The sequence below is a fragment of the Chryseobacterium sp. CH25 genome, from assembly GCF_004119455.1.
GTDB lineage: Bacteria > Bacteroidota > Bacteroidia > Flavobacteriales > Weeksellaceae > Chryseobacterium.
The window spans coordinates 130,904-157,686 of record NZ_NRQT01000011.1 but is presented as its reverse complement, the minus strand read 5'-3'; the positions used below and the strand labels follow the sequence as shown (position 1 = coordinate 157,686).

Annotated in this window: 28 protein-coding genes, 2 tRNA genes and 1 pseudogene; 11 read left to right on the top strand and 20 right to left on the bottom strand. The window is 33.3% G+C overall.

The window, feature by feature from the left end; genetic code table 11:
• Positions 1-80: 80 nt before the first annotated feature.
• The 8 genes from BOQ64_RS20310 to BOQ64_RS20275 form a co-directional block, all read right to left on the bottom strand.
• The gene (locus tag BOQ64_RS20310; protein WP_185147091.1) at positions 81-281 is read right to left on the bottom strand and encodes a YqaE/Pmp3 family membrane protein; all 201 of its coding nucleotides are present in this window, start codon (positions 279-281) and stop codon (positions 81-83) included.
• A 77-nt stretch (positions 282-358) separates the two neighbouring features.
• Complete coding sequence (locus BOQ64_RS20305) at positions 359-1,054, bottom strand: M949_RS01915 family surface polysaccharide biosynthesis protein (RefSeq protein ID WP_228448496.1); 696 nt, start codon at positions 1,052-1,054, stop codon at positions 359-361.
• A gap of 20 nt (positions 1,055-1,074) precedes the next feature.
• Positions 1,075-1,147 (bottom strand) — tRNA-Lys (locus tag BOQ64_RS20300).
• Positions 1,148-1,151: 4 nt separating this feature from the next.
• Positions 1,152-1,226, bottom strand: a tRNA-Lys gene (locus BOQ64_RS20295).
• Between the two features lie 12 nt (positions 1,227-1,238).
• Complete coding sequence (locus BOQ64_RS20290; protein WP_129054884.1) at positions 1,239-2,549, bottom strand: hypothetical protein; 1,311 nt, start codon at positions 2,547-2,549, stop codon at positions 1,239-1,241.
• Positions 2,550-2,579: 30 nt separating this feature from the next.
• Positions 2,580-2,861, bottom strand: coding sequence for a hypothetical protein (locus tag BOQ64_RS20285; RefSeq protein WP_129059826.1), 282 nt, complete (start codon positions 2,859-2,861; stop codon positions 2,580-2,582).
• A gap of 135 nt (positions 2,862-2,996) precedes the next feature.
• Positions 2,997-3,380: a tetratricopeptide repeat protein gene (locus BOQ64_RS20280; RefSeq protein ID WP_129054888.1), complete on the bottom strand. Its 384-nt coding sequence runs from the start codon at positions 3,378-3,380 to the stop codon at positions 2,997-2,999.
• A gap of 37 nt (positions 3,381-3,417) precedes the next feature.
• On the bottom strand, positions 3,418-5,436 hold the full coding sequence (locus tag BOQ64_RS20275; RefSeq protein WP_129054890.1) for a M3 family metallopeptidase: 2,019 nt from the start codon (positions 5,434-5,436) through the stop codon (positions 3,418-3,420).
• Between the two features lie 212 nt (positions 5,437-5,648).
• Here BOQ64_RS20275 and BOQ64_RS20270 point away from each other — a divergent pair, with 212 nt between their 5' ends.
• On the top strand, positions 5,649-6,173 hold the full coding sequence (locus BOQ64_RS20270) for an SRPBCC family protein (protein WP_129054892.1): 525 nt from the start codon (positions 5,649-5,651) through the stop codon (positions 6,171-6,173).
• Positions 6,174-6,208: 35 nt separating this feature from the next.
• Here the strand turns inward: BOQ64_RS20270 and BOQ64_RS20265 are convergent, their stop codons facing one another.
• Positions 6,209-6,568 carry a DUF805 domain-containing protein gene (locus BOQ64_RS20265; RefSeq protein WP_129054894.1) on the bottom strand — a complete coding sequence of 120 codons (360 nt, stop codon included), beginning with the start codon at positions 6,566-6,568 and terminating at the stop codon, positions 6,209-6,211.
• Positions 6,569-6,700: 132 nt separating this feature from the next.
• On the opposite strand from BOQ64_RS20265, the gene BOQ64_RS20260 reads away from it, so the two are divergent.
• The 5 genes from BOQ64_RS20260 to rimM all read left to right on the top strand — a co-directional run bounded on the left by BOQ64_RS20260 (position 6,701) and on the right by rimM (position 9,690).
• Positions 6,701-7,081: a hypothetical protein gene (locus BOQ64_RS20260; protein ID WP_228448495.1), complete on the top strand. Its 381-nt coding sequence runs from the start codon at positions 6,701-6,703 to the stop codon at positions 7,079-7,081.
• A gap of 296 nt (positions 7,082-7,377) precedes the next feature.
• Positions 7,378-7,887, top strand: coding sequence for a nitroreductase (locus tag BOQ64_RS20255; RefSeq protein WP_129054896.1), 510 nt, complete (start codon positions 7,378-7,380; stop codon positions 7,885-7,887).
• Position 7,888: 1 nt separating this feature from the next.
• The gene (locus BOQ64_RS20250) at positions 7,889-8,473 is read left to right on the top strand and encodes a hypothetical protein (protein WP_129054898.1); all 585 of its coding nucleotides are present in this window, start codon (positions 7,889-7,891) and stop codon (positions 8,471-8,473) included.
• Between the two features lie 105 nt (positions 8,474-8,578).
• On the top strand, positions 8,579-9,133 hold the full coding sequence (locus BOQ64_RS20245) for a 30S ribosomal protein S16 (protein WP_129054900.1): 555 nt from the start codon (positions 8,579-8,581) through the stop codon (positions 9,131-9,133).
• A gap of 14 nt (positions 9,134-9,147) precedes the next feature.
• On the top strand, positions 9,148-9,690 hold the full coding sequence (gene rimM / locus BOQ64_RS20240; protein ID WP_129054902.1) for a ribosome maturation factor RimM: 543 nt from the start codon (positions 9,148-9,150) through the stop codon (positions 9,688-9,690).
• A 34-nt stretch (positions 9,691-9,724) separates the two neighbouring features.
• On the opposite strand, the gene BOQ64_RS20235 is transcribed toward rimM, so the two are convergent.
• The 4 genes from BOQ64_RS20235 to BOQ64_RS20225 form a co-directional block, all read right to left on the bottom strand.
• The gene (locus tag BOQ64_RS20235; RefSeq protein ID WP_129054904.1) at positions 9,725-11,365 is read right to left on the bottom strand and encodes a serine hydrolase domain-containing protein; all 1,641 of its coding nucleotides are present in this window, start codon (positions 11,363-11,365) and stop codon (positions 9,725-9,727) included.
• Between the two features lie 63 nt (positions 11,366-11,428).
• The gene (locus BOQ64_RS20230; RefSeq protein WP_129054906.1) at positions 11,429-12,232 is read right to left on the bottom strand and encodes an AraC family transcriptional regulator; all 804 of its coding nucleotides are present in this window, start codon (positions 12,230-12,232) and stop codon (positions 11,429-11,431) included.
• Positions 12,229-12,447, bottom strand: coding sequence for a hypothetical protein (locus BOQ64_RS24235; protein WP_228448494.1), 219 nt, complete (start codon positions 12,445-12,447; stop codon positions 12,229-12,231). The genes BOQ64_RS20230 and BOQ64_RS24235 overlap by 4 nt, the downstream gene beginning before the upstream one ends.
• 17 nt (positions 12,448-12,464) lie before the next feature.
• On the bottom strand, positions 12,465-13,157 hold the full coding sequence (locus BOQ64_RS20225) for a helix-turn-helix domain-containing protein (protein WP_228448493.1): 693 nt from the start codon (positions 13,155-13,157) through the stop codon (positions 12,465-12,467).
• A gap of 177 nt (positions 13,158-13,334) precedes the next feature.
• On the opposite strand from BOQ64_RS20225, the gene BOQ64_RS20220 reads away from it, so the two are divergent.
• The 5 genes and pseudogenes from BOQ64_RS20220 to rpoN all read left to right on the top strand — a co-directional run bounded on the left by BOQ64_RS20220 (position 13,335) and on the right by rpoN (position 18,352).
• On the top strand, positions 13,335-13,982 hold the full coding sequence (locus tag BOQ64_RS20220) for an LA_2272 family surface repeat-containing protein (protein ID WP_129054910.1): 648 nt from the start codon (positions 13,335-13,337) through the stop codon (positions 13,980-13,982).
• Positions 13,983-13,984: 2 nt separating this feature from the next.
• A complete protein-coding gene (locus tag BOQ64_RS20215) occupies positions 13,985-14,560 on the top strand; it encodes a hypothetical protein (RefSeq protein WP_228448492.1) in 576 nt (191 codons plus the stop codon).
• Between the two features lie 11 nt (positions 14,561-14,571).
• Positions 14,572-15,171 (top strand): CDP-alcohol phosphatidyltransferase family protein, encoded by a 600-nt coding sequence (locus BOQ64_RS20210; protein ID WP_129059824.1) that lies wholly within the window; start codon positions 14,572-14,574, stop codon positions 15,169-15,171.
• 111 nt (positions 15,172-15,282) lie between these two features.
• Complete coding sequence (asnS, locus tag BOQ64_RS20205; RefSeq protein ID WP_129054913.1) at positions 15,283-16,731, top strand: asparagine--tRNA ligase; 1,449 nt, start codon at positions 15,283-15,285, stop codon at positions 16,729-16,731.
• Between the two features lie 158 nt (positions 16,732-16,889).
• Positions 16,890-18,352: pseudogene (rpoN, locus tag BOQ64_RS20200) on the top strand (RNA polymerase factor sigma-54).
• Between the two features lie 77 nt (positions 18,353-18,429).
• Here the strand turns inward: rpoN and BOQ64_RS20195 are convergent.
• The 7 genes from BOQ64_RS20195 to BOQ64_RS20170 form a co-directional block, all read right to left on the bottom strand.
• A complete protein-coding gene (locus BOQ64_RS20195; RefSeq protein ID WP_129054917.1) occupies positions 18,430-18,798 on the bottom strand; it encodes a cysteine peptidase family C39 domain-containing protein in 369 nt (122 codons plus the stop codon).
• A gap of 763 nt (positions 18,799-19,561) precedes the next feature.
• The gene (locus tag BOQ64_RS24965; RefSeq protein WP_410494435.1) at positions 19,562-20,047 is read right to left on the bottom strand and encodes a DUF6625 family protein; all 486 of its coding nucleotides are present in this window, start codon (positions 20,045-20,047) and stop codon (positions 19,562-19,564) included.
• Position 20,048: 1 nt separating this feature from the next.
• Entirely contained in the window at positions 20,049-23,099 is a 3,051-nt protein-coding gene (locus BOQ64_RS20190; RefSeq protein WP_129054919.1) for a lantibiotic dehydratase, read from the bottom strand.
• Positions 23,096-24,250 (bottom strand): lanthionine synthetase LanC family protein, encoded by a 1,155-nt coding sequence (locus BOQ64_RS20185; protein ID WP_129054921.1) that lies wholly within the window; start codon positions 24,248-24,250, stop codon positions 23,096-23,098. Before BOQ64_RS20185 ends, BOQ64_RS20190 begins: the two co-directional genes overlap by 4 nt.
• Positions 24,243-25,160, bottom strand: a complete 918-nt coding sequence (locus tag BOQ64_RS20180; protein ID WP_129054923.1) for an LLM class flavin-dependent oxidoreductase — start codon at positions 25,158-25,160, stop codon at positions 24,243-24,245. Before BOQ64_RS20180 ends, BOQ64_RS20185 begins: the two co-directional genes overlap by 8 nt.
• A gap of 64 nt (positions 25,161-25,224) precedes the next feature.
• On the bottom strand, positions 25,225-25,413 hold the full coding sequence (locus tag BOQ64_RS20175; RefSeq protein WP_129054925.1) for a class I lanthipeptide: 189 nt from the start codon (positions 25,411-25,413) through the stop codon (positions 25,225-25,227).
• Positions 25,414-25,583: 170 nt separating this feature from the next.
• Positions 25,584-26,423 carry a carboxypeptidase-like regulatory domain-containing protein gene (locus BOQ64_RS20170; RefSeq protein ID WP_129054927.1) on the bottom strand — a complete coding sequence of 280 codons (840 nt, stop codon included), beginning with the start codon at positions 26,421-26,423 and terminating at the stop codon, positions 25,584-25,586.
• Positions 26,424-26,783 lie beyond the last annotated feature (360 nt).

Sequence of the window (26,783 nt, the reverse complement as noted above, 5' to 3'; positions counted from 1 at the left end):
TTTTAAAACGCTTATTCAAACTTTTTTGCAAAAAATCCTTTACTGAAATAAAGGATTGAATGTATAGTTATAAAATGATTTTATTTTCTGCCCTCACGCACAGCACGGATTAATTTTTCATTTCGTTCATTCGCTCTGGCATTGTTTAAAGACATCACTGCCCAAATAGCAGCAGGAAGCCAGCCAATGACGGTAATCTGTAAAATGAAACAGATAATTCCGGTAAGAACTTTTCCTCTGACAATAAAAGATAGAAAGGGAAGTACAATAGCTAAAAACATGATGTGAATTTTTAAAAGTTATTATATTGTTTTATTCTCAAAGGTATAGAATTTAATATGATGGAAAAACGGTTAAATTACTCACCCATATTCTTATTCCACAATTTTTCAGCATAGTCTCTGAACTCTTTCGGTCCTTCTTTAAAGGCTTTGTCAAAGGTATAAGACCCACCTTCAAATACCGGTTTACCATGGTTTTCTATTCCTGTTCGTATCTTCGTTTGCCCGCGCATGGCAAATTTTTGGTTTCCTTCATACATGATGACCTTTAAGTCTGAAGGGCTTACATCTCCTTTACAAGCTATTTCATACATCATCCAAACTTCAGCAATACCATTTTTATCAAGATCTGTTACATTTAGAGTATTGGTCTTAAATGCGGCATCAATATCTACCATACAGTCTTTGATAAAATCGTTTACCTTCCATACCAATTGATTATTTCCTAAAGAATAGCATTGGGCAAAAACTTCAGCATCACTTCCATCATTTTCATGCGGAAAATTTTCATTGATGTAAACTCCTGTTTCTGAAGTAAACACTATATATTCTCCGGTTTTATCTTTCCATTGGAATCCTTCTTTAAAATTTCCTTTATATTTCAATGCTTTTGAAACCTGAGCAGAGTCTATTTTTGTGGTAACTAAAGAATCTGTTTTCTTTACCTGATTAATTTCCGGAGCTTTTGTTTCAATGATGGAATCTTTCTTTTCGTTTTTACAGCTTAAAAAGAATAGGAATGGAAGGGTGTAAATGAAGTGTGTTTTTTTCACAGTTATATTATTTCTTATAGGTCTGATAACAGGGCTCGAACCTGTGTCCTCCCGGATGAAGAGCCGGGTGCTCTGCCGCTGAGCTATATCAGAAATCAGGATAGGTGCAGGGCTCGAACCTGCGTCAACCCGGTTAAAGAGCCAGGAGTTCTACCACTGAACTAACCTATCCTTTATTTTGTTCTCAGAGTTTTCCTGAAAAATATTTGTTTTGTCTTAAAATCTTAGCCAGAAAAGGATTGGAAACGGTTACTCCATGTACCAATTCCGGAGTAGGCTTAAATTGACTTACTCCATGAATGCGGGGAGCAATCCAACCTGATTTTTCGGGATCAATTCCTGCTTCTTTGCAGGCATTGACAATCATTTCTTTGTTACAGAAAATTCTTTCCTGAAAAACCTCCCAAGGCAAAGGTACTAAATTCCAAACTTCTGTGTTGGGATCAATCTTTCCGCCGGTTGACAGATGCCAGGCGATAACATCCGCAGCCATTAACCGCATCACTTTTCCGAAACAAATATCATCAAGAATAAAATCAAGATCAAGAGCGTAAATTAAGTTCATCCAGTTGTCTCTTGCTTTATTCCAGGCTCCGGCCGTATTGTTCCATGTAGTGGAATCATTACCTTTTTTTACAGCCATGGTTTTCCTGTAAATATCGTTCTCATTCCAAAGTTCTTCCAGAAAATCAGAAATTTCCTGAAGAATAGCCATCCATTTTCCTAAGAGCTTTCCTTTTTGCTCATCACTCAGGTACTCCAGAACTTTAGCATCAGTATAAATATAGGAAATGGCTTCCCATTGTGTTTCATCTGGATTTTTCAGACATCTGTTGAACAGCATTTCACATATTTCATCAAATGGTCTTTCCTGACTTTGATTAGTAAATGTACTTCTTAGATTACTTCTTGCATTGAAATAAGCAATAAAACAGGCTGTATTTAAATCTTTACTGAAATCTTCAAAACTGATGGTGTGAGAAAGTCCGTGTTTGGCTATTTTCTGAAGTTCAAGTTTTTTTGATTCATGAATGAATTTCTGAAGCCTTATTTCAATTCGTTTTAAAAGCCTCCATTTCTTATTGTAATTTCGTTTGGAAATATCCAGCCCAGCCAGTTTTCTTAGATCCTTATTAAGCCGGTCGCTTTTGAAATTATTCTCTCCAACTTCTTTATGAATGAGTGGGGAAACTTCTTTCAAGAATGTTTCAATTCTATCTGCACTATAATAATTTGAGTTTTCTTTTTCATCTATTTTAAAGATCTCAACGGCCTTTTTGATCTGTTTATCTGCACCAATGGCTTTTCCAAAAGTTTCAAGCATTGAGGTATAGCCATAAACACTGTTTTTCAGAGAACGGTTGGCTGCTTTGTTCAAAGTAGCAAGCTCGTGAATGGCTAATTGTCTGCTCATCAGCTCAACGATCATTTCCGCAACATCTTCGGGACGGCGGCGTTGATCTAAAGTCTGGTAAAGTTGTTCAATGGTGTTCATCTTTTGTTATTTTGAAAATTACAGTGCCTTTTATGAAATCAGTTCCTTCATTGTCTTATCCGTTTTCATCAGTTCTCCCTGAGGAATTTGGTGATTAAGATAGGTGAAGAACAAATTGGTGGCCCAACTGTTTTCAATATCATGAATAAAATAAGATGAGATCAATCCAAAGTCATCAGAAATATAAGCCGGCAGTTCAGAGGAACCTGTAGCTTTAAAAATAGAGACAAAAATCTCTTTTCTGATCTGATTAACAGCATCTTCAGTTTCTTCATCTACTGTTTTTTCATCAACAGCCTGGTAAGCTTCCATCCATGCCTCTGAAAATGTTGAAGAATCTCTGTTGTCTAGGATTTCATTAATCTTTTCAGGATCAATATTATTAAGAGCAGCTTTTAATGAGGTATTAAAAGCTGCTTCTAATTTTTTAGTTTTTCTATCATCATTTTAATGAGATTGAGGGTCAAAATAGGCTTTAAAAGTAAGCGGGTCTTCAACTTTCCCTTCAGCATCTTCGAGATATTCTAAATATTCAGCCTGATGCTTTTCCATGTAAATCATAACGATAGCCAGGTTTATGAAAAGGTTTTTATCTTCCGAACCGAGGTTCAAAGCCATTTTTAAATAATCTATAGCTTTCTCATTTTCTCCCATATCAGAGTAAATTGCTCCAATATTGATGAGTGCAGAGGTATTCTCAGGTTCAATAAGTAAGATTTCATCTAATTCTTTAACCAAAAGATCGTTTAATGTATCCCAATGATCCTCATTTTCCCATCTCTTTGCCTGAAGTTTTTTTACATTTTCAAGTCTTTGTGATATGCTCTTCATTTGTTTGTGAAGGTTTTCTTTTATACAATACTTTTTATTATCCAAAAGCTCTTTTCAACAAACTCTCTACTTTCGGCTCGCTTCCCCTGAAAGCTTTATAAAGCTCCATAGGATCTTTTGTTCCTCCTGAAGAAAGAAGTACTTTATATTTGGCTGCAATCTCAGAGTTGAAGATTCCGTTTTCCTTAAAATACTGGAAGGCATCCGCATCCAATACTTCTGCCCATTTATAAGAATAATATCCCGCAGAATATCCACCCTGGAAAATGTGAGAGAAACTTGGGCTCATTGCCGTTTCAGAATTGATAGGGTAAAGGGTTGTAGCTTTGGTGTATTGATCTTCAAACTCCTTTATGCTTTTATTTTCCAGTTCTGCCACTTTTGTATGGTAATTCATATCCAGTAAACCAAAACCTAATTGTCTTAATGTTTGGTAACCTTCCATAAAGTTTTTAGACTGCTCGATTTTTTCAATTTTTTCGTCAGGAAGAACTTCCCCGGTTTTATAATGCTTGGCAAATGTTTTTAAAAACTCAGGTTCGTAGCAGAAGTTTTCCAGGAACTGGGATGGAAGCTCTACAAAGTCCCATTTCACAGAGGTTCCTGATAGATTAGGGTATTGAGTGTCTGCCATCATTCCGTGAAGAGCATGTCCGAATTCGTGGAATAAAGTCGTCACTTCCTGGAATGTCAGTAAGCTAGGTGTATCTTTTGTTGGTTTGCTAAAATTACAGACAATGGAGATATGCGGACGTGAGTTTTCTCCGTTCTGCTTGTACTGATTTTTATAGCTGGTCATCCATGCACCGGCTCTTTTCCCTTTTCTTGGGAAATAGTCAACGTATAGAAGTGATTTGTAGTTTCCATTCTCTTTTACTTCATAAACCTTTACATCTTCATGGTATTTCGGAATATCATTTCTTTCTTCAAAAGTTAATCCGAACAATTTTCCAGCTAATCCAAAAACAGCATCCTGCACTTGGTTTAATGGGAAATAAGGCTTCAGCTCTTCATCATTAAGATCAAATTTCTGCTTACGAAGTTTTTCAGCATAAAAAGCGTGGTCATAGCCTTGCATGTCTTCAATTCCATCAGCTTTGGCTAAAGATTTTAATTCTTCAATCTCTTTATCAGCATAGGGTTTAGCTTTCGTTAAAAGTTCGCTTAAAAAGTCAATAACTTTTACCGGAGATTTTGCCATTCTTTCTTCCAGGACGTAATCTGCATAGTCTTTATACCCTAAAAGCTCAGCCTTCTGTTGTTTTAACTGAAGAAGTTCTTTGATGAGGTTCTGATTGTCATATTCACCACCGTCAAAAGATTTTTTACCATTAGCTAATGCCAACTCTTTTCTAAGTTCACGGTTTTCCGCATAGGTCATGAATGGAATATAGCTTGGGTATTGTAAAGTTACTACCCAGCCTTCAAGGTTTCTTTCTTTAGCTTCTTCAGCAAACTGTTCAATAATAGCTTCCGGAATTCCGGCTAATTGTTCTTTATCTGTAATATGCTTGAAGTAGGCATTGGTAGAAGCCAGTACATTTTGTCCGAACTGAAGAGACTTTATTGAAAGATCCATGCTGATCTTCTTTAATTTTTCTTTGTCTTCTTCGTTTAATAAGGCACCGCTTCTTACAAAGCCTTTGTAAGTTTCATTTAAAAGCATCCGCTGCTCCTCATTAAGATTATATTTTTCTTTTTCATCATAAACCTTTTTGATTTTGTTGAAAAGGGCTTCATTCTGAGATATTTTAGAAGAATATTCCGTTAATATCGGAGAAACTTCCTGGGCAATCTGCTGGATCTCATCACTGGTTTCTGCAGAATTTAAATTGAAAAAGATATTTGATACCACATCCAGTTGCTCACCGGAATACGCTAATGCCTCAATAACATTTTCAAAAGTAGGGGCTTCAGAATTGTCAACAATAGCATTAATTTCTTCCTCAGATTGCCGAATTAATTCTTTGAAAGCAGGAAGGTAGTCTTCATTTTTAAGGTCACCGAACGGTGCTGAGTGATATGGTGTGTTGAATTTTTCTGTTAAAATATTCATTTTTCGATTTTTAGTTAAACGTAAATGTAAGGATTCATCGGGGAATCCCTGCTGAAATGCTCAAAAATAATGCCTGAAAGCCAAGTTATGACAAAAATGCCTTATCTTTAAATAATCTTGTCCTATGAAAAGAGGGGATGGTGTCAGAATATTTAATTTTGAAAACAGATGAGAGACTCATTTTGAAATAAATAACCTTAAATATATAGACTATGAAAACACTCTTAAAATTTATCGGCATCATCATTTTGCTGGTTATCGTGTATGCTGTTATAGCCATGTTGGCCTTCAGTAAAGATTATCACTATGAAAAATCTGTTGTCATCAATGCTCCCAAAGAAAAAGTATGGCAGTATGCAGGTTCATTAAAAGGATATAATATGTGGGATCCTTTTTCAAAAGAAATAAAAAATATTAAGATTACGTATTCCGGGGAAGGAGATAAAATGGGAGATTCTTATCACTGGAAAGGAGATGACAGTGAAGGAGAGCAGTCTATTATGGAAATAGTACCTAATGAAAAATTGGGAACTCAGCTTCATTTTATAAAACCTTTTGAGGGAAATGCTAAAAGTGCGATTGTATTAACTCCCGAAGGTGCAGGAACCAAAGTAACCTGGAAAATTGATAATGAACTGAATGCTATGATGAAGATCATGAAACCTATGATGGACAGCAATATGGATAAAATGTTTGGTCAGGGACTAGGAGATCTGAAAAAATTAGCTGAAAAATAAAATGAAAGCCTTGTAAATTTTACAAGGCTTTTTTATTACAATTCTTTCTGTCCAATCTCGTTGATCGAGTTATAGTTTCCTTCACCTTTAGGATTAGGTCCATACTCATTAGGTCCGTGATCACTGTCAGCAAATAACATCCATAAACTATAGAAAGGAATTAATTGATACCAACCGGAATTTCCCCTGTCGTGGCATCTTTTTGCTCCCTGTGCAAGAAGAAACCAAAGAAACGGAATCAGTAAAAGGAAGAATATTGACATAACACCCGTTGATGGTTCGTTACGTTGAAAGTAAATATTAAAGGGTACAGAAAATACAAGATATACAAGATATGATAATCCATACTCTGTTCTCCTGATTCTTCCCTCAAATGAAAATGGTGCTTTAAACATGATTTTTAGTTTTAAAAAGACAAAACTAAAGAATATTTTTTTAAATGATGAAATATTTAGGGAGAGTTATTTTATGTTAAGCCATTGAAATATTATTCTAAAAATATTATCTTTATATAAAGAAACGATTGTATGGAGAAGATTGTATTTGAAAAAAGTGACATCAGAAACTTTGTAAAAAATACCATTACAGAAAAAATTGAGAAGCTTAAAAACTTCATCGAATTTACTCTGGAGGCCAGCCGTGATATCAAGAAAACCCCAAAATATGACAGTATGCGGGAAGAAATGCAGGAGGAAATTTATCAGATGCAGCGACAGCTTGGTGCCTTAAATGATCTCAAACGAAACATGGGGAAGGTTCTGAATACATCTACAGACCGGGTTCAGCTGGGTTCTTTGGTGATTACCAATAAAGCCCGTTTCTACATTTCTGTATCATTAGGAGAATTCTTTTTTGAAGGAGATCGCTTTTATGCTATTTCTTCCGAAAGTCCTATGGCTAAAAAATGATGGGAATGAAAGCTGGTGACGAGTTTACTTTGAATAAAATTCATCAGAAAATAATAGAGGTATTATAATTTTTATTATCCATTATGAATGTTGCTTCGCAAGTGAATCGTAAATGATTTGACTGATAGCATTGATAAGCAAAGGAACTGACTATTCATCATTGATGTTGGTCTGCAACAAAACTTTATTCAGAAAAATCCTGTACCATAATAACTCGTATCCCGAACCCCAAATCCCGTATTAAAATCTTATCCCATCATCCTGAAAATTAACTTACATGTTGTATTTTTGTCTCTATGAATAAAGCAGAAGTTTTAAAAGAAATTATAGAGCAGAGAAGAAGTATTTTCCCTAAAGATTATACCGATGCGGAAATCTCACAGGAAGTTATTGATGAAATTTTACATTCAGCAACTTTAGCTCCCAATCATAAACGTACCAAGCCTTGGCGTTTCAAAATATTTAAAGGAGAAGAAAAGGCAAAACTGGCTTCAGAAATGCAGGCTATCTATAAAGCTACTCAACCCGAACAGTTATTCTTAGAGAAAAAATATAATGATATTGGTTTTAAAATCAATAAAGCTAATGTTGTTGTTTCTATTGTTGTTAATTTTAGCGGCATGGTTCCGGAGTGGGAAGAGATTGCGGCTACTTCTATGGCGGTTCAGAACATGTATTTAAGCTGTACTGCAAACAATATTGGTTGCTATTGGAGTTCTCCAAAAATTGTAGATCATTTGAGAGAATCTTTGACGATTGAGGAAAACCAGAAATGTCTGGGACTTTTCTATATGGGAGCTGTATAATATGAAAAATATTTACAGGAATTATAATGAAGAAGATTTGCTTGTTGCTTATCTCTATATGGTTGACCATACAGGTACCATCAATGATGAAATGCGTGAAGCGATCAACCAAAAATTCAATTATAATGAATTTGTAAAGAAGGCTGAGTATAGAAAGATTCTAATCAAAGAAAAAGGGAGAGTCTCATTTGAGGTTCATAATAGAGTACAGAAAGGAGATGACTTACATCTTATTTTGGAGGGAATTTCTTCAGAACTTATGGACAAGAGAGAACTGAATCTTTTTATTACAGATAAATTTAACCAATTTTTAAAAGTAAAAGAAAATAATAAAGTAGATCAGAAAACAATTTATAAAAGCTTGCTGGGAGTTGTTATAGCCTCTGTTGTTGGGATGTTGTTTTTATATAGTGTTGTTTTATACACAGCTCAGTTTTCATTTTTTTTGTTGGTGCCGGTTTATATTATTAATTATATTGTTATAAGAATGATTACCGGTAAAACAAGAGATAATATAATTGTATTTTTAGCTGTTTTTATTTCTGTTATTATTTCTACAGTTTTACCTTTCCTTCAGATTATGTAAAAAAATCAAATTATTTCATTTTCAAATGACCTAATTGAAAAATTTATTTTATCTTTGCACTCTTAAATATTTAACTGGGACGAGTTCCCGTAAAATTCAAACATTATGTCAGTAAAAATCAGATTACAAAGACACGGTAAAAAAGGAAAACCTTTCTTCCACATCGTGGTTGCAGATTCTAGAGCTAGAAGAGATGGTAAATTCATCGAGAAACTAGGAACTTACAACCCAATTACTAACCCAGCAACTATCGAGTTGAACGTTGATTCTGCTGTACAGTGGTTAAACAACGGTGCTCAGCCTACTGATACTGCTAGAGCTATTTTATCTTACAAAGGTGCTCTTTACAAAAAACACTTACAAGGTGGTGTAGCTAAAGGTGCTTTTGATCAAGCTGAAGCTGAAAAAAGATTTAACGCTTGGTTAGACGCTAAAGAATCTAAAGTACAAGGTAAAGTTGACGGTTTAGCTACTGCTAAAGCTGATGCTAAGAAAGCTGCTTTAGAAGCTGAAGTAAAAGTAAACGAAGCTAGAATTGCTGCTGCTGCACAAGCTGAAGCTGATGCTAAAGCTGCTGAAGAAGCTGCAAACGCACCTGCTGAAGAAGTTGCTACAGAAGGAGAAGCTGCTGCTGAAACTGAAGAAAACACTGAAGCTTAAGAACATTTCCGGTTATGCGTAAAGAAGATTGCTATTTGTTGGGGAAAATTACACGCAGACACGGACTTGCGGGGAACGTTATTCTTAAATTGGATACCGATCAACCCGAGCTTTACAATAAATTGGAATCAATATTCGTTGAAATCAACGGATTATTGGTTCCATTTTTTATTGCAAAATCATCATGGAGCAAACTGGATGCTCTGAACATTGCGTTCAAAAACTCTTCTGAAGCTATGGTAGACCAGTCTTTAGGCAAAAATGTTTACCTTCCTTTAGCTTCTCTTCCAAAACTTACTGGGAAACAATTCTATTACCACGAAATCATAGGATTTGAAATTCTTGATGAAAATAACAATAATTGTGGCGTGATCAGATCTGTAAACGATCAGACTGCACAGGTGTATTTCATCACCAATCTGGATGGTAAAGAAGTGGTTATTCCTATGATCAAAGACTGGATTCTTGACGTAGACAGAGAAGAAAGAACCATTAAAATGGTACTTCCTGAAGGTCTTATTGATGTATTTCTGGTTCCTTCAAAGAAAGACGAGTAAATTTCGCTGCTTTTTCTTTATTAATCCGCCTTACTTATTGAAGAGCAGGTAATAGATACTGCTCTACCATTTTGTCCGCTTGTGAATGGCCATAAGGTTTATTATAGGCTGTTGCTGTAATTACTATTACTAAGGGAATATGAGTGAATATAATAATTTTATTTCCGCCATTTCCATTGGATTGATAAGCTTCAAAACTTTGATTTCCTACTTTATAAACTTTCCTCCAGAATAAATATCCATATCCTTCAAAATCTGAAGAGTCAGGAAAATAGTTTGTAAAAGTTTTTTGAACCCAGGTTTTATCTAATATCGTTTTTCCATTCCATATTCCGTTGTTCTTATAAAGCTGCCCGAATTTTGCGAAGTCTAAAGATCTCATTCTTAATCCTCCAGCCAGGGAAGGTTTATTTTGAGGTGTAAACTGCCATTTATAATTGGTGATTCCAAGGGCTTTGAACAATTTTTTATCAGCATAGTTTTCCAACCCTTTTGGAACAGATTTATCTAAGATATCTCCGGTGATGACAACTCCGGAAGTAAAGTAGTTCCAATTCTTGCCAATTGTATTAGTGGTCATAGGTACATCTAACGCAAATTTCACCCAATTGTCAGTAGGATACATGTTTTCTTCATTACCGGGAGAATCATTATCCTGATCATTTCCATCAAAGCCCGAACTCATCGTTAATAAGCTTTTGATAGTGACACTGTCTTTCTTAGGAGAATAGTTTTTAAACTGTTCCAGATTGTAAAAAGCTTTTAAATTCTGATCTTCACTTTTTATATATTTTTCTTTTATAGCAATTCCCATTAATGCTGAAGAAAAAGATTTTCCTACAGATCGTGTATCCTGCAAAGAATCTCTTCCTGAATTATTAAAATATTCTTCTAATAAAAGCTTTCCATTTTTTACAGCAACAATACTTGTTATATTTTTAAATCTCTCTTCTGCTATTTTTCTGTTTAAATTTCTAATGATTTCCTGGTCATATTTTTCATTAGAAATATTCCATCCACTGTTAGATTGAATAGGTTGAACAGAAATTTGCTGTTCCGAAATATTTTTTTGTGGTACAATGATACTGATTTCCCCCTCAGCGATAATGGGACCTGATTGTATTGATGTTGTTTTAAGATAAGGACGGATTTCAATTTTTAAAATATGATTTCCACTTGCTAAAGCATCAATCCCATCATGAATTAAATAAAAGCGCATCCATAAATATCTTCCCCATGAATCCTCATTATTGTTACTGATGAGCGGGATTCTGAAAGTAGTTTTTAATTTTTTACTTTCCGCAGTACCTGCTCCGGTATTTAAGTTTTCTTTATAAATCAATTTTCCGTCCACATAAAATGAAAACTGATAATTTCCGTTTTTCAGTAACTTCTCAGTAGTAAATGTTGGTTCAAGCTGATGCAGATAGTTTACAAGAGAATTATCAAAAAAAGCATGAATACTCAGGTTTTTATCTTCCTGAAAAGTTGCAGAAGATAAAATATCATCCTCTTTTACATCTTCAAGGCTGATGCTTTTTCCCAGAAATATAATTTTTCCGGAATATTTCTTTTGAATTGGGCTCTCAATTTTTTCAGGTGTAAGAATATTCTGGCCTTGGACAGAATAAAAATAAAATGTGAAAGTAAAGATTAGCAGCAGTAGAGTTTTCATTTTTAAATATTTTAGCAAAAATAAAAGGCTTTTATCTTATAAAATAGAATGGAATTAACATCATTATTTTCTCAGAAAATTTCTGTATTTCAGAGGTGTTACTCCAATATTTTCTTTAAAACAACGGATGAAATGGCTTTGGTCTGCAAATCCACATTCCATTGCAATATCTGTTAATGAAGTCTTTTGGGTGAGAAGTTCCAGTGATTTATTCAGTTTTAATTTTCGGAGATATTCACCCAAATTACAATGAAAATATTTCTGAAAATCTCTGCTTAAATGAATCGGATGAATATTCACCATTGTGGAAAGCTCAGCAAGGCTTAATTTTTCTGTAAAGCTTTCGTGTAAAATTTCATTGATATGGTTGACCCATATGGGTTTCTTTTCAATCTTATCTTTATGAATAGTGAACTGACTGAAAAGATTTAACAGAAGTTGATTAACAGCTAATTCAAAGGCGTTATCTTTTCCTTGATTTTCCTTAAAAATTTTATAAATCAATAATTTCAAAGAAGGATCCTGTATATTAAAACTACCTTCTGCTTTATTTTTTTGAAAATCAAATTGATCAAACCATCTTTGTGAAATCTCAATATGAAAACCCCTGGTAAATATATCTGGTTTAATATTGTAATGCGGATCTTCCCAGTGATGATACAGTAACGTTCCTGCAGAGCACTCGTATGTTTCTTTTTTATTTCCTTCAGTCATATTTCCCTGCAGTAGAAAAGTAAAATAAGCATTCTCATGATAATGCCAGTCTACATAAGGATGTGTATATTCTGTATCTGTGATTGTTAATCCGTCAAGATTAACAATTTCATTGGTCTGACCAAAGTATTCGCCATGATATAAAGTTTTCATGATAAATGATGTTTAAGTTGCTCAATCTGTTCATGCATTTTGTTAAAGAACATTTTTCTTTCGCGGTTTCCGGATTCATTCAAAGATCTTGAATTTTTAATCTGATGTTCAAAATAGCTTAAAGAATCTTCACAGGTAATTTTATCATTTGTCATCATATATCCGAACATACTGAATGGAATAAAAAAGGAACATTGCTGTTCATTTTTAAACAAAATACTGTTATTTAAAATCACCAGATCATTGATGTAAATCTGAAAATTAGATTTTTCCAGTGTCTTGTTTTCCAGTTCTGCCAATAAGTTTTCAGATCTTCAAGAATCAGTTCAATATCGCTTTTCTTTAGCAATCCCATTTCAGAATAAAAAGAGATCTGTCTTAAAGCGCTCATGATAGTGGTGTCATTCCATATTTCTGTTACATTCTGCTTATCATATAAATCTCTGAGCATTTCATTTTTTACCGAATGGTATTCCATGTTAAACTCATGAAAAGGACTTAAAAATTTGTCCTGATTTAATAAATTCATCCACACATAAAATTTAAAACGGGATAAAACGGAATCTGAAATTGTGTAGAAAAATGGAATATCCTTAGCTGAGTAATAGACTTTGGAATTGGTAATATTCTGAAAAACATTCAGAATTCTAAGAGAGTTTTCAAAGTAATTTAAAAGATCATCAGTGGTTTTTACAGGTTGAGTTCTTTGAACTACCAATTGATTTTCTGTTCCCAGAAACTGGTCTAAGGAAATCTGATAATATTTGGCAAGTTCCAGAGCTTCTTCAAAACTGAATTTAGCCTTTAGGGAAGTTCTTCGATGGGCAGCATCATAACTGATATTAAGAATATTGGCAATCTCGTCATTTAGCGATTTGTCACCTATTTTTCTCCGGATTTCCTTTAATAAAGTTTCCTGATGCATGGCTTTGTGATTTTCACAAATGTAGTTTTTTTTTCAAGGCAAAAATCTTTTTTGGAAATACCTTTACAGATGTGTTTTGTGATTTTCGCAAACATGATATTTTTTTTAATTTTTTTTCACATTCAATACTGCGCTTTCTGCTGATAATTTTGAAATATAATTTTAAAATCATGAGTTATGAAAGCACAATTTTTTTTAATACCCATGCTTTTATTTAGTAGTCTGATCTATGCTTCAGACACAATAAAAGTTGATTCTTTGAAACCCCAGGTTGTTGGATTTTCCCCTTCAAAGAATACCAGAAATATTAATGGTGTTTTATTTAAATACTTTGAAGAGGATGGGGATTTTACACCTAGAAAAGTAAACGGATTGGGAGTTGGGGGAAATATCATTGGAGTTTTTTTTCCCGCTTTGCTGTTTTTTAATTTGTCGGATGCTATGAGTAAAGGAAGCTTGAATGATGATTACGAAGTTGTTCCGGAAAATAAAATGAATAAGATTAATGGAGTTCAGTTATCATTAATCAATATGGAGCCAACGGTTACCAATGGGCTGGAAATAAATGTTTCGAGCAATATAAATACATATGCGGTAACGAACGGTATGGCTGTTTCTCCACTGTACAATCTGCATCATGAAATAAAAGGGGTTTCTGTAGCACCGTTTGCTAATGTAGGACAAAAATGTAGGGGCCTTCAGATTGGACTTTATAATAGCTGTAAAGATTTTCGTGGAATTCAAATAGGAGGATGGAATGAAAACGGAAAACGAAAACTTCCCTTCATCAACTGGAATTTTAAGAAACCCAAAACAAACGGATAGCCATGAGAAATATTGTTTTAATAGCTGCGAGTACAGCAATAGTATTAAGCCTGAACTCATGTGTGAGTTTCAGCAGGGAAATGATTAAGGATGATCTTTCGGGGTTGAAGAAAGAAAATGTTCATATGATTGATGGGCAATATCAATATAATGGCTATGAATACATCAATCATGATAACTTAAAATCTGGAACTGACGGAAATATAGGAAGAATGCTGGCTGTAAAAAATACATTAGTTAATGATTGTGACCAACTCGTTATTAAATCGGTTCCGTTAGTGAAGGGAAAGACTTATGAATTAGAGTTTATATTTTTAAAAGGAGAGGAACTTAGATATACTTTTAAATATCAGGCTCAACTAAAGAAAGGTCTTCTCATACTTAACAATCATGTCTCAAAATGCCATGGAGTTCCTTATTTGCTGGGTGGCTGTGAGATTTCCCAGTCAAGGATAGGTTTAACAAAAGACCATCATCTGTTGATTCAGAATTATAAAGATAACAGTGGCGCTTTTTTACTCTTTTTCTGGGCCGGGTATACCATCAATTATGCAGAAAAATTTAAAAGAATTAATTAAAAATAAATATCATGAAAAATATACCTTATCTATTAATTTTATCCCGTTTTATTACAGCTTTTGTTATATTGTATCTGGGATATTATGTAGGAGAAACAGCTCGTAAATATATAATGATCCTAATGTATTTTGGGCTGTTTACCGATATTTTTGATGGAATTATAGCCCGTAAAACAGGTGTATCTTCAGAAAAATTAAGACGAATGGACAGCCAGACGGATCTTATTTTCTGGGTATCTCTAGGGTTTGCTTCCTATTTTCTAAATCCGGATCTGATTATTAATGAATGGAAGAGTATTCTTTTGATCTTCATTATGGAAGCATTGTGTTATATCGTCAGCATCTGGAAATTTGGAAAAGAGACCTGTACTCATGCTTTTTTAGCTAAAATGTGGGGACTGAGCCTTTTGTTAGCTTTTACTTATCTGATCGGTTTCCAGAAAACAGGCTGGTCTTTTGATCTGGCTGTGATTCTGGGATTGATTTCTCATATTGATGTTATCCTGATTATCCTATTTCTTCCACAATGGCAAAATGATGTTCCAAGCTGTTATCACACCCTGAAAATCAGGAGCGGAAAGCAGAGAAAAAAGACCATTTTCTTTAATTAATGTATTAAATAATTGATAAATGATTTTTAAAGAGGGCGCAATCATCAAGTTGCGCCGTTTTTTTGTAACTTTGCAACCGTTAATTTTTATATAAAAATTTATTATCAACAAATGAAAAAGCAAACGATCAAAGAAATCCTAAAGGATTACAAGAAAGTATTACATCATGACATTACAGTTTACGGATGGGTAAGATCATTCCGTGCTAATCGCTTTATTGCACTTAATGATGGTTCTACGATTAATAATTTGCAGATAGTTGTTGATTTCGAAAATTTTGATGAAGAACTTATCAAGAATATTAGCACAGCTTCTTCTCTTAAAGTAGTAGGTGAAGTAGTGGAAAGCCAGGGAGCAGGACAATCTGTAGAAATTGTTGCTAAAAAGATTATTATTTTAGGAGATAACTTTACAGAAGAGCTTCAGAGTACCATTCTTCAGCCTAAAAAACACAGCTTAGAGAAACTTCGTGAGCAGGCACACTTAAGATTCAGAACCAACTTATTTGGAGCTGTTTTCAGAGTACGTCACGCAGTAAGTTTTGCAGTTCATTCATTCTTCAACCAAAACCAGTTCTTCTATATCAATACTCCGGTTATTACAGGAGCTGATGCTGAAGGGGCAGGAGAAATGTTCGGAGTTACCAACTTCGATCTGAATAATATGCCAAGAACTGAAGAAGGAGAAATTGACTTTGCACAAGATTTCTTCGGTAAGAAAACCAACCTTACGGTTTCAGGACAGCTTGAAGGTGAAACTGCAGCTATGGGATTAGGAAGAATCTATACATTCGGACCTACTTTCCGTGCAGAGAATTCAAATACAACAAGACACCTTGCAGAATTCTGGATGATTGAGCCGGAAGTTGCTTTCAATAACCTTGAAGATAACATCGATCTTGCAGAAGACTTCTTAAAATATGTCATTCAGTATGTATTAGACAACTGTAAAGATGATCTTGAGTTCTTAGACAAGCGTTTTGAAGAAGAACAAAAATCAAAACCGGAAAAAGAAAGAGCAAAAGAAGGTCTTATCGAAAAACTTCAGAATGTAATCGCTAAGCGTTTTAAACGTGTAAGCTATACTGAGGCTATTGAGATCTTATTGAACTCAAAAGAAAATAAGAAAGGAAAGTTTGTTTACCCAGTTGAAAAATGGGGGGCAGATCTTCAGTCTGAGCATGAAAGATATTTGGTTGAAAAACACTTTGAGTGCCCGGTTGTATTGTTCGATTATCCGAAAGAAATCAAAGCTTTCTATATGAAGCTGAACGAAGACAACAAAACGGTTGCTGCAATGGACGTTCTTTTCCCAGGTATCGGTGAAATCATCGGTGGATCGGAAAGAGAAGCAAGATTAGACGTTTTAAAACAGAAAATGGCAGAAATGCATGTAGATGAACACGAGCTTTGGTGGTATTTAGATACCAGAAAATTCGGTTCTGTTCCGCATGCTGGTTTCGGTTTAGGGTTAGAAAGATTAGTTCTTTTCGTAACAGGAATGACAAACATCAGAGATGTGATTCCTTTCCCTAGGACGCCGAAAAGTGCTGAATTCTAGAATCATAAAAAAAGCCTTAACTTCTGTTTAAGGCTTTTTTTATTTTTAAATAGTTTATTATTAAAAAAGTATAAAGCAAAAATCATGCTAAATGTATTTTTTATCAAATAAATTTATTAAATTCGTAGAATATGTTATGTTAAAACGCCAATATTAATATGCTTAAACAACACTTACAACTCAAATTAGGACAGAAGCTGGCCCCTCAGCAGATCCAGTTGATGAAGCTTATTCAGCTTCATACTCTTGAATTTGAAGAGGAGTTGGAGAGAGAGTTAGAAGAAAACCCTGCTTTGGAAATTGTAAAGGAGGATTCTAAGGAGGATGATTATTCTTCCCTGGAAGATGCTTATCAGGATGAGGGTACAGAAAGCATTGAAACAGATTTCGACGTTAACGAATATCTTTACGACGACGAACCAAGCTATAAAACCGCATCCAGTAACTACTCTCCGGATGATGAAGAATTTGACAATGAAAGCCTTCTAACTGAAGGACAGTCATTATATGATTATCTTACAGAACAGATTCACCTGGTGAATATCAGTGAAGAAGATCTGAAGATTGCAGAATATCTTATCGGTAACCTTGATACAGACGGATATCTGAGAAGAGAGATCAAATCTATTGTGGATGATCTTGCTTTCTCTCAGGGTATTTATACTACTAAAGAAAGAGTGGATGATATCCTTGAGAACTATGTTCAGAAACTGGATCCGCCAGGAGTGGGAGCCAGAGGCCTTCAGGAATGTTTATTATTGCAGATTGAAAAGAAAGTAAGCTCTGATAAAGCTGTTTCTTTAGCTGCCAATATTCTGAGATATCAGTTTGATGCCTTAACCAATAAGCATTATAACAAGATCATTCAGAAATACGATATTGAGGAAGAAGATCTTAAGGATGCTTTAGAAGAAATTTCAAAGCTGTCCCCTAAAGTTGGAGGAAACTTCGATACCCAAACCATTACCATCAACCAGGAAATTATCCCGGATTTTGTTATTCAGGTGAAGGATGGCCAGGTGATTCCTATGCTGAACAGTAAAAATGCACCTACATTAAGAGTTTCTGAAGAATATAAAGACATTCTTACTACATACTCACACGATAAAAACTCTTCTGAGCACAAGCAGGCAGCTTTGTTTATAAAACAGAAGTTAGATGCTGCCAATGGTATATTGATGCCATTAATCAGCGTCAGAATACTTTGCTACAAACAATTACAGCTATTGTTAAGTTTCAGAAAGATTATTTCATTACCGGTGATGAGAAATCTCTGAAACCAATGATCTTAAAGGATGTTGCGGATATTACTGGATTTGATATTTCTACCATTTCCAGAGTAGTAAAAAGTAAATATGCAGATACACCAAACGGTATTGTTTACCTTAAGGATCTGTTCTCAGACAGTTTAACCAATGATGACGGGGAAGAGGTTTCCACTAAAGAGATTAAAACCCACCTTCAGGAGGTTATTAGTAAAGAAAATAAGAGAAAACCATTGACGGATGATGCCTTAGTGGTGATCCTAAAAGAGCAGGGCTATAATATTGCAAGAAGAACGATTGCAAAATATCGTGAACAGCTTAATATTCCGGTTGCGAGATTAAGAAAAGAATTATAATACAATATTTAATAATATAAAAGGTGAACAGATAATGTTCACCTTTTGTTTTTATATAATTTTATAGATATGTAGGATTAAGAGATCAGAAATACGTTGTCACTTATTCTTTTGAAAAGACTGAATGTATTGATCTGTCTTCCATATACTTCATTTTCCCAATATACTTTTCCGTCTTTATAATCATTAATTAAAACAAAACTACCACCATTGATTTTTAAGAATGCTATAGCAGGAAAAGGCAGCTCTTCAAGATCTTCATGTTCCAGTCTTACTACCATGGCTTCAATATCAAAATCATCTTTTAATATATTATAAAAACTGAAAAAGTTGTAATCTTCCACCGGGATGTGGTAGTCTTTTATTTTCTTGACTTTTATATTTTGTTGAATAAATTTTTTCAGTAAAAAATTAAAAGAGGTTAAATAGTTATTTTTTTCAATCATGAATGCGACAGTTTTTAATAGATATAATATGCATTTTCGCTGATGCGATTTCTTGTATTGTGTATACTTATTTTATAAGGAATACTTTCTTTATTTTTAAAATGAAAGTCAATAGTACTGATTGCATTTTTGTTTACTCCTATCCATTTATTGTTTTTAAGCCTATAAAGAGAAAACTGATTGTAATGAAATGTTTGCTCTAGTACGTTAAGAATAACAAGTTTGTTCTGTTCCTGCGGATAAAAAATAATATGGGATCTTCCAATTTTATACGATTGTTCTTCAAGAAAATTAACGTGTTGTTTTTCGGTATAGGAGAGAAGTTTCGATTTGAACAATAAAAACCTGTAATAGATATGTCTGTTGTTTTCCTTTATTTTTTCCTTTATTTTCTTTAAAGAGTAGGTTAGCTTATTGAATGAATAATTGATGCCCTTTGGAGAAATTGAAAAATTGCCTTTAAATTTAATTGGATCAATAAAAAAATACTGATTGTCTTTGACATTGATAAGGTGAATCAGTAGGTATTGCTTTTCAGTTATACTATTAACAATATTTCCTTCTACCCAATGATGAACTACTGCTGAATAGGTAAATTCCTGTACTATATTTTTATGATAATACTTAATTTCCTTTTGAAGTTCAAGTCTTCTTAAAACAAGTGTAAAGCTTTCAATTTCAGTGGTGATATCTGTAATATCTTTGGTATGAACAAGGTCAAATTCAAAGTTACATTCATCAAAACAAAAGTGTCGTCTATTTTCTAAAATATGTGCGTAATCTTTACTCTGTTTAAAAAGATTAATGCATTGCTCATTGTTTCTGAATAAAGTAAAGAATCCCGCGGGATAATTTTTAAGGGGCGAAATAACATCATATTTTTCAATATTTTCTCGGTAAGAAAATATCGGATGTTTCCAAAAATGATATCAATATCGCAATATCCCCAAAAGTCATAATTTTTCAAATATTCCTGAAAAATAAGGCCATAAGCAGGTTTAAAATCACACAGTTTATAGCCATCCAAAATATTGATAGATAAATTCAGTTTTTCACTGGCAATTTTACTGAATTCACTTAGATCATTGATCTTTATAAAATGAACATTGGCTATTTGAAAAGGGGCTTCCAGATTAGTAAATATTAAAAAGTCTACATCCGAATTGTATTTGCAGCTAAACAAGAAATGGTTGAAATAGGAAGGCCATTTTTTTCCAAAATAACAGTTTATTAAAGCAATCCTGGTCATTCTATGTTAGTTTTTTCATATTTAATAATGAGTCATAACTTTTGTGTAAAAAATAATACAAAATAGATTCATAGAGATTAGGTTTTGAAGCAAACATTCTGTTGATGAACATATGAATATAGCTTATTACTATTGATTTAACGATCTGTTCAGACTGTAACTTTTTAATGTCAGCAATATAACTGGCAGTTTTTTTTGTCCTGATATTTATTATTTTACTAATGTCATTATTTTCTGTCAAAAGCTGGAGAAGGTCGCTTCTATGGTTTCTGTATTTATCTTTTAAGGCTGTTTTGGAGTCTTCATCAACCATACTGCCATATCCATTGGCAAGCTGGCTCATTATATCTCTTTTTTCAGTTTGATTATAGCCAAAATCATCCAGGATTCTATCAATTCCTACAACAGCAAATTTCCAGGTAACTGTTTCTGTTAATTCTGCTTCTTTTAGTAATGAACAAACACATTCACTGTCAAAATGGAAAATACTTTCCATATGATCAATGGTAGATTCTCCATATCGCTCAATCTCTCTGTTGTAGGTATCTACAACAATTTTATGGATAATCATTTCCTGATTTAGATATTTATCAAGTAGCTGATAAATCTGATTTGAAATGCTGTGATTCTCAGATGAAGTCAAAAAACGAAGCCTGATATGATGATCTGGATCGCTGTATCGCATAAAAAACCATTTTTTGATAACCCCTTTTTTGATAAGGGTATTGGCAAATTTGCAAATGGCATTTTTGATAATCTGATCGGTAACCTTTGGACTGCTGTAGATTTTATAAAAAAGCCATTCACTTCCCGGAACAAAATTTCTGGTTACCGTATTTTTAACGGTAGAAAGTGGTAGTGCTTTGTTTTTTTTGCTGCTTATATTATTCCATGGAATGAGAAACTCATTGCTGTGTATATTACCCTTGGTATCTTTTACGATACTTTCATACTGATGAGAAAGGTTTTCAAAAACCCGTATGTTTTTTTCTTTGGTGAGATGATCCAGCAAAATTTCCAGAGAAACATCCTCATTCATGAATACAGGAAGCTCCATATCTCTTTCTGCAAAAGTAAAGATCTCCGGAATTTTCCTTTCTTTTAAGTAATCTCTGAGAATATTTACAGATGCCTGTTTTTTATTAAAGATTTTCTCATAGGAAAGTTGCCATGATGTTCTTGATAAAATAACATTATTTACCATGACCCTTGGAAGGTAATCATAATTGGTAAACATCCCCCAATTCCAGGAATAAGAAGGACTTGCATTCTGATACTGGAGATCACAAAGGAAATGATAAAGAGGTACTTTATGTAAATTATAATTGTGAGCAGATGAAAGACTTGGAATGACTTCTTTATTGTATTTTTTGGAACGAAGAATAATCCTATCATTTTTGATAGAAATCATCAGATCATTCAGATAAATTGGCTCACTATCCGTACTATGTGGAGTAATAACCGGGATTTCGTATTTTCTTAAACATGGTCTTAGAAGAATATTTCCAATTCTTGGCTGTGGTGTATGGGCAATTTCTGCAATGATTTGATCTTCAAAGAAATTTTCTTCCTGCAATAAAGCCGCTTTTACAGATTCTTCCAACTGGTCATCCATATGACAAAAACGTCCGAGATAAGTTGATGATGATGGACCATCTGTGAACTTATGGAAAATGACAGGCTGTTTTTCCTGATCTTCATAAATTTGTATCAACGAAGACATTGAAAATGGAACATTTTTATTTTCATGTAAAAATGGTACCAAATCGTCTTGGGTAAGATGTATTGAATGATTATTGTTTTGGGCGGCATCAATTAATTTCTTACCTAGAAATTCATTCCATTTTAGAGATCCCCGAATTATATTGGATTTATTTTCAGACTTAAACTGAATTCCCCCAATTAAGTCAGGAGTATCATGATCTGAATGTAATGGGTAATTGATACCTGACAGCGGATCAAGTGCTAATAATAAAGGAATTTCCTGCTGATCGTATCTTGCTGTAAATACTTTTTTGAAATTTTCCAGTGCTTCAATAGTGTCCTCAGCTCCAATTTGAAAGGCTAGGGAAATTACCTTTTTAAAATCTTTAAAAATATTCTTATTAAGTGAATTAGAAACCTTGCCTTTTAATAATTCGGTTTGAAGGACGTTTTTCTTGCTGCTTAGGATTCCTATGGTACTTAAAATTTGATATGCCTTATCAAAAGCATTACCTATTTCACGGGTTTCATTTACTTCATGTACAATTTCAAATATGGAAATCAGCTGAGCGATAAGCTGTGCATCATCGCTATTTTTTTCTGAAACAGGAATTGTTATTCCTTTTAAAAACTGATAGATGGAATCCTGAAAATATTTATCAGTAACCTTTGGAGAAAGTTCACTGACAAGAATTTTTGAATCGATAAGTTCATTGATATAGTCAAAGCTGTCTTCATAGGAAATATCCTGATTGACCAATACTTCTATGATTGATGAAAGCTTCAGCCCATTCTGACAGACTTTTATAATTGAATTTAAATATTTATTTTTTTCTGTAGAAATTACCTCATAGCTCAGCATTGAATCTTTTGAAGAAGGTTCAATATAGCGATATTTGTTTTTAGTACTGTATATTGTATTGTTAGTGTAATATGTACAGGCTTGTCTTATTAATATTTTTTGTTCCAGTAGCTCAACAATATCATGGATAACCTGCATGTCTAGTCGGGCATAAACTTTATCCTGTTCTTTATCCAGTGTTATCAGGGTATGGTGATCCCATTGTCCCATGCTTACTCCGGCATTGGTTCCAAACGGAATAGTTCTGAAATGTATTCTTAGCCAGTACTTAAGTAAAGATTTTTTTATTTTATCAGCTTTCTCTTTTGGCAGTTTTTTTTTATCCCAAAGAATAAGCTGATCATATAAGTCTGGTGAAGATAGATAAATTGCTTTTCGGAAACTTTCTGTATTGATATCTTTTTCCCACTCTTCAATATTTGTTTGTGGAAAAGAAGGAGTTCTCAGTAAATAAAAGTTTAGTCTTTCGATATCGTTATATTTCATCCTATGTTCATTAAATAAATTTTGTCCCAATCCTTAGCTTTGTCAGGATACTGATAATCCAATAATACCATCCCTACTCCGGAAATACCTTCCAGAAGGCCGGTATGTTCTACCCATACATCATTTTTAGGATCATAAGGGAATTTTATTCCTTTTTCGAGCTGTTGTAATGTAATAGACATCCAGTAATCGTGAGCTTCTTTTAGTTCCTCCTGTTGGAAAATTTTGAAGAATTTATTGAAAATATGAGATATTCCCGATGTACCATGGCAGATCCCTGTGTCTACACAATTATATTTTGTACTTTGGAATACTCCCGATTGATCCAATCTTATTTTTGCAGAATTTAAAATAATATTAAGACAGATGTCTTTTAGGTTTTCATCCTGCAAAACGGTATAGGCTTTCCATATGCTGAGTGCTACACCTAAGTCACCATAACACCATGCCAGCCTGTTTGATAATTGTTTTTCACCGGTAACTACATTAATCTTTGAAGGAAATATATGGGCTGCATTTTTATTTTCTTCATAGAGTTTTATAAGAAAGTTAACAGCTCCTCTGATTAATTTCTCGCAGGTTTCTTTCTCACAGTTTTTATGATAACATTCTGCTAAAAAGGAAATGATGGATGGTAAACCATGAGCCAGACCCAGATCGCAAATATTATCTTCTTTTACTATATGATCAATCCAGAAATATGAATTGTTTTGTTCATGTTTTAAATGGTCAATATATGACACTATTTTTGCTACAGTGTCAAATCTTTGAATTTCAATAAAATAAAGACCTAAGCCAATAAGACCTGTAAATAGGTCATATTCTTTCTTGTCTACGCAGGTAGCAAGTAATTCTAAGAAAAATTCGATGGAATCTTCTTCTATTCCATCAATATCTTCATCTGTAATAATGTCGGCAGTATGTAAAAGTCTCATAAAATAGATCACCGCGAGACTGCCAGTGGCGAATGAATAATAAGAAGCTTCGGAAGCCATATCGATGAGGGTTTCAACTTTTTCAATCTCTACATCCTCATTGTAAAATAATGAATAATAACTACTGCCCAGGCTGAAGGTAATATTTTCAGCTTTGTCCTCATTGCATTTTTTTGAAATTTCGTTTAGAAAAAAATCAATTTTATCTTTATACATATTGGCTTAATATTTCGATAGCGGTTAAAGAATCTTTGTGTGATCTGGAGATATTATTAAAGATAAATTCATTGTATCCGTATAATTCTTTAAACTCCAGAAGTTTTTCGTGGAAAAAGCTTCCGTCTCCAATAAGATTTATATTATTTAAATCGATATTGGTACTTTTTTGGGCAACTTTTATTGCTTTTTGTTTTGTTTTATGACAGCAGCCGGAAAAAGTTAATACCATAGAAGGTTCCTTTCCATGTTTTGCTTTGTATTCTGCTTTAAAGTTTTGTAATTCTTCCTTTAAATATTCTTTGTTGGATCCTGTATGAAATATAGATCTTGCAAAATTAAGATCATGTTGTAAGGATACATTCAATCCGGAGTGTGAAGCTCCCATATACCATACATCAGGAATATTACCTTTATAAGGAGGAATGATTAAATCTTTTTTAAGAAATTCACTTTCTTCTCTTAAGAAACTTAAGGTAGATTCCAGTTTTGGAAGGAAGGAAGAAGAATAAGTATCCTTATCCACATCTGTACTAAAGTATTGAAGATCATATTCGCCTACCAGACCTTTTACAAATCCAAGATCTATTCTTTTAGGGTATAAACTTGACAATAGTTTGTAATTATGAGCTACTCTGAATGGACTTTGTAAAGGCAGAATAATGCCTGCAATTCCAATTTTTATTTTATCTGTTAATCCTAATAATATAGGAAGTAACATTTCAGGAGTAGACCAGGCCATATCATGTGCTTTTGAAAAATAATTTTCAGTAACCCAGAATCTTGAGAACCCAATTTCGTCTGCTCTTGTAGCATAATCGATGATATCGTATAATGACTTTTTAGAATTGTTAAGTGAATTTTCTCTGATTCCAAACTCTAAAAGGCCTATTTTTAATTTTTTTGTCATGATAAGCTTTTAAAAGTAGCTACTCCCTGGGGAGTAGCTTTCTTTTGTAAAATGTTCTGATTTATTATGCTGTTGTTGGGCAAATACATGCATCAGAAGATCTAGTACTTCCAGCTGTACATGTCCAGTGTGTACAGTCAAATACAGATGTGAATGCTAGTTTTCCTGCTTTTACAGACTTCATTTCGTCAGAGTTCAATTGTGATAACTTCTCTTTTTTAAGAGTTAACTTTTTTGTAAGCTTTTTGCTCATGGTTAAAAAATTTAAAATTTACCTACTCGTTAGCTTTTCGGTTTCCGCTTTATATGTATTAATTGTAATACCTCATTGATTGATAATGGTAAGTATGAAAAATTGGTTGGATAATAATTAGAGCTGTAAAAATTTTCAAAACAGAATTCATTCTTGTTTTACTCAAATAATTACTCGCGTTTGTCTTTATTGTAGTTTACATCTATATTTGAAATAAAACTTCCCATACTGGTTTCCCATTTTCCTTGGCTCTGCTGATGATATAACAGATCATTTGACAATGTCTTCTTAGCGGATATTCCAAATATGAAATCTATATTATCCTGAGGAATACTCTCCACCAGTTGCAAGGTAATAGCCAGTTTATCCAGATGAGTGTAGATCAGCTTATATTTTTGCAGATCAATAGTTTGCCAACCTGTTGTAGTAGTTTTGAATATGATATTTTCATTAAGAAGAGATTCATAAGGTAATCCGTTCTTAACACTGTATATATTTAATTTTAAAGTAATTTCTTTAAATCTTGAACTGGGAATAATATGAAAATTATAACTGTTAATCTTAGTCCAGTTATAGATACTGAATATTTGGCCTTGTTCAATTGTAGGAACATTTTTATCAAACATTTTAGAGAAGGTAAACATAGGTCTTTTTTTTGCTCCTATTATTTCTCTTTTAGTTTTTTGCCCAGTTAGATTAACTTCCTGGATGATAGTAACTTTTTTGCTTAATTTGATATCAGAATTATTGATGATCTCACTTACCGTAAGTTTTTTATTTTCATATCCATTAGCTTCAATAATGACATCATCATTTTTATTAGTGTCATTAGGAATCTCCAAAGAATATTTACCATTGATATCGGTGATAGTACTTGTTTTTTCTTTCCCTAGGCTTATTGAACTGTATGAAACAGGTTCTCTATCTTCATTCGTGACAATACCCGAAATTTTTTGTGAAAAAACAGGCATAGCAAGTAATAGGGCGCAGATGGCCATTACAATCCTCATCGTTAGTTATTAGTTTTAAATTGTTAATTTTTGTAGTGGCAATATAGGAATTAATTTGTATTAATCACTATCTTAGGAATAAAAATGTGATATTTTTTTTGGTATATACGTGTTTTTTACCAGGAAAAGATGTATTATTTCTATAATATATCAAAAAGTGTTATTAAATTTATAAATAATGATAATTGGTTTATAAACGTTTATTGAAGAGGTTTTCAGTTTATATATCTTCATAATAATTCTAATTTTTATTAGTAAGATTAGAATTTAATTTGACTTTTTATTAAAAAAATAAAATTCACCTTGAATTAGGTGAATTTTATATATTTTTATCTCATTTTTTTAATGAAATTTTGATTT